We start from the raw sequence: 7,113 nt of genomic DNA, 5'->3' as shown, positions 1-7,113 counted from the left end.
AGGCCCGGTAAGGCGCAGCCGCCACCGGGCAATGCGTTCAGCTTACCAGTCCTCCTCCTGGCCGAGGATGCGCAATATATCCTGACGATGCTGCAGCAGCTGCGGGTTATCGCGATGACGAGGAAAATCCAGCGGCAGCGCGAACTCGGCGATAATCCGCCCTGGACGCGGCGACATCACCAGTACCCGCTCGCACAGCAGCAGCGCCTCTTCGATATCGTGGGTCACCAGCAGGCTGGTATACCCCTGCTGCTGCCAGAGGGCGATCAGCTCCCGCTGCATGCTGATGCGGGTCAGGGAATCCAGCTTACCCAACGGCTCGTCGAGCAGCAGCAGGCGCGGTTCGTTCAACAAGGCGCGCGCCAGCGCCGCACGCTGCGCCATCCCCCCGGACAGCTGCCGCGGCCACGCCTCGCTGAAGGCCTGCAGCCCGATGCGGTCAATCAGCGCGTCGGCCTTTGCCTCCAGCCCCTTTTTGCCCTGTGCCTGCGGGCCCAGCAGCACGTTCTGCCGTACCGTCAGCCATGGGTAGAGCGTCGGATCCTGAAACACAAGGATCCGCTCCGGCCCCGGGGCGCCGGGCGCCGCACCGTCGATCTGCATCTGTCCGCTCTGCGGCGCTTCCAGCCCCGCCAGCAGCCGCAGCAGGGTTGATTTACCGCAGCCGGAAGGGCCCAGCAGCGCCACGCTTTCCCCCGGGCGCAGCTGCAGACTGATATTCTCCAGCACCGGTACCGTCTGTTTGCCAAGTGTAAACGCATGATGAAGATGGCTGATGGATACCGCCGCGCCGCGCGCTATCGCCGGCGAATCTGGCGTCGCTGTTACCATTGCATTCCTCCTCGCTGCCAGCTCAGCAGCCGGTCACGCAGCATAAATAATCCGCTTATCAGGCCGGAGCATAACAACGCCATCACCAGCAGCGCGGCGTACATATTCGGATAGGCCGCCCAGCCCTGGGCCCACTGGAGGTAAAAGCCGATCCCTGACTTCACTCCGACCATTTCGGCGACAATCAGCACCGAAAACGACGCGCCGAGCCCCATAAACAGGCCGACAAAGACGTTCGGCAGCGCGGCGGGGATCGCCACCCGCAGGATCAGGAAACGCTGGCTGGCGCCGAGGGTCCGCGCCACGTCGTACCACGCCTTATCAATGCCCATCACTCCGGACCAGGTCAGCACCGTGACCGGGAACCAGGTGCTCAGCGCGATCAAAAACACGCTGGCCCCGAAGCTCGAGGGAAAAATAAACAGGCACAGCGGCAGCAGCGCGGTGGACGGCACCGGCCCCAGCAGACGTAACACCGGATGAACCCAGTAGCCAATCCGTTGCGACCAGCCAATGGCCAGACCGGTGATGAACCCGCTGCTGGTGCCCAGCAGCACGCCCAGCCCCAGCAGCCCCAGCGAGTGCAACAGGCTGTCGAGCAGGCGCGGCCAGTCGTCGTGCAGCACCTCGATCAGCGCCTGCGGCGGCGCGAAAAACGGCACCGGCAGCACGGCGCTCTTGGCGGTCAGCCCTTCCCAGACAGCAAACAGCACCGGCAACAGCGCCAGCCACTTGCCGGCATGCCGCACACGCGCGCCGCGCGCTCGCCAGTAGCGATAGCTCAGCGCCAGCAGCAGTAATCCACTGCCGAGGGTGAATTGCGCCAGCGCCCACCCTTCGCTAAACGGCCAGCGCCGCCCGGCATCGGGCCAGGTCAGAGTAAACAGACCGCCCAGCAGCCACAGCGCGGCGGCCAGCAGCCCTTCTCCCCACAGCGGCGCGCGGCCGGTGGGGCGCGCCAGAGCCTGCTCAGGCGAATACGTTGGCATAGATACTCTCCGCGAACTGATGGGGATCGGTACCCGGCTTGATCACCTGCACCCGCTGCAGGTCGACCGCGTACTGCGTCAGCTCTTTCACGAATGCTTCGCCCACCGCATGATGGCCGTGGCCCTGCCCGTGCAGGATGCCGCTCACCTCCGCTTCACTGGTGTTCAGGGCATGGGCGAGGAAGGATTGCGCCACGCTTTCCGGATGCGCAGCGGCATAGCTGTGCGCCTCAAGGATCGCCTGGGTGAGCCCGGCGGCGGCCGGTTTATGGTCCCGCGCCAGGCTCCCGCTCACCCCCAGCACGCAGCAGCTGAGGTTGGCATAATCCCCGGTCATATTGCTGGCGATCAGCTGATACTTGCCGGTCTCCAGCAGACGATAGCTGAATGGCTCGCTGCCGCTGATGGCGGCGATTTCGCGCTTGTCCAGCGCCACGCTGAGCAGATCCGCCGGGTAGACTTTCCACTGCACGTCGCTGATCGGGTCGATACCGTGGCGCTTAAGCAGAATGGCGAAGAAGTTTTTATCCGGCCCGGCCATATCAGTGACGCCGATGGTTTGTCCCTTCAGGCTCTCGAGGCCGCCGAACGGCGAGTCTTTGGCCGTCAGCAGGTTCAGACAGCCGCCGTGGGTTCCGGCGGTGAGCTTGACGTCAAAGCCCTGCTCCAGCGCCTTCAGCCAGCGCAGCGCCATCCCCACCCCGGCGTCGGCCTTACCGGTGGCGATCGCCTCCAGCAGCACATCGGTGGAGTTGCCGAAGTTAACAAACTCAACGTCGAGGTTATATTTACTGAAAATCTTCTGCTGCTCGGCGACGGCGACCGGCGCAAGGCATACCGCGCTTTTATTGATCGCCAGCTTGATCTTGTAGGGCTCTGGCAGGCGCAGCGCCGGATGGGCATCGCCGCTGGCCATGTTCGCCATATCGTGAGCCCACAGCGGCAGAGAGACCCCGGCCAGCGCCAGGCCGCCGCTGAGCTGTAAAAAACGGCGGCGGGAAAAAGCGTTTCTGGTCATGGTGTCACCTCGGCGGCGGGCACGCTAAAGCTGGGGTCAAAGGTCGGCTTCACGTCCAGCCGGGTGCGGATCAGGCCGTTGGCGAGATAAAAGTCCGCCGTTGCCTGCTGCTGGGTCACCGTTTCCTCTGCCAGCGGCTGCCACTGCGACTGGCGGTTGGCAAACTGCGCGCGGGCGATCTCCGCCGGGAAGCGAATGATCTCCCCCAGCGTTTTGCCGTAGCTGTCGAGATTGGCGTAGGCCCAGCGCTCGGCGCCGGCCAGGCGCTGGAGATAATCCTGCAGCGCGGCGCGTTTTTGCGGATCGTTAAGCGCGGAATCCGTTGCCGCGAGGAAGGTATTCCCCGGCAGCAGCCCTTTGCCGCTCACCAGAATCTGCCCCTCGTTGGTCTTCACCATCTGGGTGGTGTAGGGCTCCCAGGTCGCCCAGGCGTCCACCGAACCGTTAAGCAGCGCCACTTTGGCGTCCACCGGGCCGAGGAACACCCACTGCACCTCCTTCGGTGAAATCCCCGCCTGCTCCAGCGCTTTCAGCGCCACGAAATGACCAATCGACCCTTTACCGGTGGCGATGCGTTTGCCTTTTAAATCGGCGCCGCTTTTTAACGTGCTGCCGGGGGAAACCAGCACCGCGGTCCCCGCCGGGTTGCTTTTATCCACGGCAATGGCCTTGACCGGCGCACCGTTGGCCAGGGCAAAGAGCAACGGCGCATCGCCGATGATCCCCGCGTCTACGGCGCCCGCGTTGAGGGCTTCCGCCAGCGGCGCGGCGGCCGGGAACTCGGCCCACTTAATGTCGTAAGGGAGATTTTGCAGGGCGTTGGCCGCCTCCAGCTGCGAACGCATGCCGCCTTTTTGATCGGCGATACGCAGGGTGATCCGCTCCTGCGCTGTCGCGTAGCCGCCCAGCGCCAGCAGCATCAGCGCTGCCGCCACCCGGCCTGAAAATGATAGACGCATCGTGATTATCCTTGTGATTGAAAGACGAAGTTGCCGGCTGCCAGCCAGGCGCTGTCGCTCTGTGGGGTATGTACCCGTCCGCAGAGCACGTTGCGGTAGTGGCGTTCCAGCGGGTTCTGTCGGCTCAGGCCATGATTGCCGGTCAGCTCGAGCGCAATATTCACCGCCTGAATGGCGTTGTCGGTGATGGTGACTTTCGCCAGATTGGCCTCGATAGCGGAAAAGCGCAGCGCGGCGGCCTGCTCCAGCAGGCTGCGGTTGACCAGCAGCAGCCCGGCGATCTGCCCGACTTTCTCCTGCACCCGTGGCAGACGAGAGAGCGGATGACCGAGACCGGCGGGTACCCGTCCCGCCAGCCACCTCACCAGCCAGTCGTGAGCGGCGTGGGCAATGCTGTCATAGATCGCCGCCAGCAGCGCCGTCTGCCGGTTGGCGAACAGGCGAAACGGTTCGGCCTCCGCGGCGGGTGGCGCATCGGCCGGCCAGACATCCACCGCGTGCTCTGCCGCCACCCGCACGTGGTTAAAAATAACTTCATGGCTGCCGGTGGCCCGCATCCCGGCGTGATCCCAGCTTTTCACCACGCTGATACCCGGGCTGTCGCCAGCCACCAGCCAGGTGCCCACCAGCGGCGGGTTATCATCGCTTCTGGCCCACACCGCCAGCCAGCGCAGCCCTTCAATGCCGGTGGTATAAATTTTATGGCCGCTGATGTCCCAGCCCTCCGCGCGACGGGTCGCCACGGTGTCCGGCAGGCCGCCCCGCGCCGGGGATCCCAGCTCCGGCTCGACGCGCAGGCTGTTGATCAGGCCACCGTGTTCGACAGCATCGTGAAAAACCTGCTGGCGCAGCGGCGCGTGCCAGGCGTCGTTTTCCGCCAGCCGCAAATGGTGCAGATACTGCATGCAGACGATCAGCGCTGTCGCCGGCTCTCCCCAGGCGATGGCGGCGATGGCCTGCTGAAGCTGGGCCAGAGTGGCGCCCGCGCCGCCGCAGGATGACGGCACGGCGAGACTTAACCAGCCCCCCGCGCGCAGATGGTCGATATTACGCTGGGGAAACTCGCCGCTGGCATCAAGGCTGGCCGCCTGCTCCGCCATCTGCTGGCGGAGCGCCGTCAGCTGCCGGGCCCAGTCGTCGCGCTCAGGATGGATCACGATGCGCGCTCCGCCACCGCACGCCGGGCAGCTTTTTCCCGGGCGATCGGCAGCAGCGCCCGGCCATAGTCGGCCGCGTCGTTCAGCGGATCGAATCCGCGGATCAGGAAGTTACGCACGCCGAGGTCGTAGTAATCAAGCAGCGCATCCGCCACCTGCTCCGGGGTGCCCACCAGGGCGGTGGAGTTATGTCCGCCGCCCACCAGCTGGGCGATGCCGGTCCACAGACGTTTGTCCACCACCCTGCCCTGCGCCGCGGTGGCCCGCAGCCGCTGGGCGCCGATGCTGTCCGGTTTGGCTTTGAAACCCCCTCCGCGTTGCGCCGCCTGCTCGGTGGCGACGTGCAGGATATGCTCGGCTTTCTCCCAGGCTTCGGCTTCGCTGTCGGCGATAATCGGCCGGAACGAGACGCTGAAGCCGATATCACGCTGGTGTTTCGCCGCTTCGGCGCGCACGCGCTGGATGGTCTCTCCGGTTTGCGCCAGCGACTCGCCCCACAGGGCGAAGACGTCGGCATGTTTGCCGGCGACGGCGATGGCCGCTTCCGACGAGCCGCCGAAGTAGATGGGAAGATGCGGTTTTTGCAGCGGGCGAATGGCGGACCAGGCCTGCTCGGCCTGATAAAAATCGTTGTGAATATCCACCGGCTGCTCGCTGGTCCACACCTGGCGCACGGTGTCGAGGAAGGCGTCGGTGCGGGCGTAGCGCTGGTCGTGGTCGAGATAATCGCCATCCCGGCGCTGCTCGGCATCGTTGCCGCCGCTGATGATATGCACCGCCAGCCGGCCCCCCAACAGGTGCTCAAGGGTGGCGAATTTGCGCGCGGCGAGGGTTGGCGAAACAAAACCGGGGCGATGAGCCAGCAGGTAATGGATTTTCTGCGTCGACAGCCCGGCCAGGGCCGTCACCAGAAAGCCGTCGGGTTGATCGGACCAGTGGCCGACCAGCAGACGATCAAACCCGGCGGCTTCATGGGTTTGCGCAAAGCGAACGATATAGTCGCGGTCAAAGATCGGCCCCACCGGGGCAATCGTTTCGGAAGAGAGGCGGTGGCCAATCATGCCGAGAAACTGAATGCTCATGAACAACTCCTTGCGTCAGGGTAATGGAGTGGCCGCGACAGCGGCGCTGGTCATTACCCTATACAGAGTGTGTTAATGAGCAAAATGCATTTTTATCATATCTTAATATGCTGAATTAGCATTAAACAAAAATGCATAGTGCTTTCAGTCGGATACTGTCAGCTGCTGCACCACTTTGCTGGCGAAAAAGGTCAGCGGCGGCTGCAGGTTTGCCAGATACTGGGCGTGGATCAGCCACAGTGAGACCGCAGGCTGAAAATCGCTGAGATTGAGGACCGCGATCTCGTCCCGCCACGGGCTGCTGGCCAGCGCCGCCCGCGGCACCAGACCCAGCCCCTGTCCCTGCGCCACCAGCGCTATCTGCAGCTGCGCGCCCGCGCTTTCGACATTAAGCTTCAACCGCAATCCCTGACTCTGCAGCTGGCGAATAAGCCCGGCGCGCAGGCCACAGCCGTCGGGGTTAAGGATCCAGCCCTGTTCGGCGCACTCCCGCAGGGATGACGCGCGCAAATTCAAACGCCGGCCGACGATCGGCACCACCTCCAGGGGACACAGCAGCCGTCCGCTGTAGCCCTCGGCGAAGCTTTGCTGGGCGGGCCCCATCGCCAGCATGCCGTCCAGCTCGCCGTTTTCCAGCCGGCGCTGCAGCTGTCCGCTCCAGCCGCAGGTGATCTGCGGCGACAGTCCGGGAAACTGCTGGCTCAGCGCCGACAGCGCCGCCGGCAGGGCAATCTCGCTGAGACTCTGCGGCACGCCGAGACGCAGCGCGCCGCGCGGCTCGCCTTGCGGATCCAACAGGCTGTAGAGTTTTTTCGTCTCACGCTTAATGCTCAGACACTGCTCGTACACCCGGTGTCCGGCGGCGGTCAGGGTCAGCGGGCGGGTCTGGCGCTCCAACAGCGTCACGTTCAGCTCCTGTTCCAGACGCTGAAGACGCCGGGTGATGGCCGACTGGGTGATCCCCAGATATTCCGCGGCCTGATTGAGGGAGGAAAACTGCACCGTGGCCAGCAAAGCGTCAATATCGTCAATGCGCATAGGATCCTTATGTGAAATATGCATATTAATATATGCGTA

Annotated in this window: 6 protein-coding genes and 1 pseudogene; all 7 read right to left on the bottom strand. The window is 64.4% G+C overall.

Annotated features, from left to right (window positions below; translation table 11 throughout):
• Nucleotides 1–42: 42 nt before the first annotated feature.
• Nucleotides 43–831, bottom strand: coding sequence for an ABC transporter ATP-binding protein (locus N438_RS00800; RefSeq protein ID WP_012541422.1), 789 nt, complete (start codon nt 829–831; stop codon nt 43–45).
• Nucleotides 825–1,820, bottom strand: a complete 996-nt coding sequence (locus N438_RS00795) for an ABC transporter permease subunit (RefSeq protein WP_012541421.1) — start codon at nt 1,818–1,820, stop codon at nt 825–827. Before N438_RS00795 ends, N438_RS00800 begins: the two co-directional genes overlap by 7 nt.
• Entirely contained in the window at nt 1,801–2,838 is a 1,038-nt protein-coding gene (locus tag N438_RS00790; RefSeq protein WP_116696019.1) for an ABC transporter substrate-binding protein, read from the bottom strand. Before N438_RS00790 ends, N438_RS00795 begins: the two co-directional genes overlap by 20 nt.
• The gene (locus N438_RS00785) at nt 2,835–3,797 is read right to left on the bottom strand and encodes an ABC transporter substrate-binding protein (RefSeq protein ID WP_008804495.1); all 963 of its coding nucleotides are present in this window, start codon (nt 3,795–3,797) and stop codon (nt 2,835–2,837) included. Before N438_RS00785 ends, N438_RS00790 begins: the two co-directional genes overlap by 4 nt.
• A 5-nt stretch (nt 3,798–3,802) precedes the next feature.
• On the bottom strand, nt 3,803–4,954 hold the full coding sequence (locus N438_RS00780) for an acyl-CoA dehydrogenase family protein (protein ID WP_012541418.1): 1,152 nt from the start codon (nt 4,952–4,954) through the stop codon (nt 3,803–3,805).
• A pseudogene (locus N438_RS00775) lies at nt 4,941–6,036 on the bottom strand (LLM class flavin-dependent oxidoreductase). The gene N438_RS00780 and the pseudogene N438_RS00775 overlap by 14 nt, the downstream one beginning before the upstream one ends.
• A gap of 144 nt (nt 6,037–6,180) precedes the next feature.
• Nucleotides 6,181–7,074 (bottom strand): LysR family transcriptional regulator, encoded by an 894-nt coding sequence (locus tag N438_RS00770; protein WP_038431397.1) that lies wholly within the window; start codon nt 7,072–7,074, stop codon nt 6,181–6,183.
• Nucleotides 7,075–7,113: the final 39 nt, after the last annotated feature.

This window comes from Klebsiella sp. GL120222-02 (genome assembly GCF_003097195.1).
Lineage (GTDB): Bacteria > Pseudomonadota > Gammaproteobacteria > Enterobacterales > Enterobacteriaceae > Klebsiella > Klebsiella variicola.
Note: the sequence above shows the minus strand (reverse complement) of the source record. Positions and strands in the feature narration are given on the sequence as shown.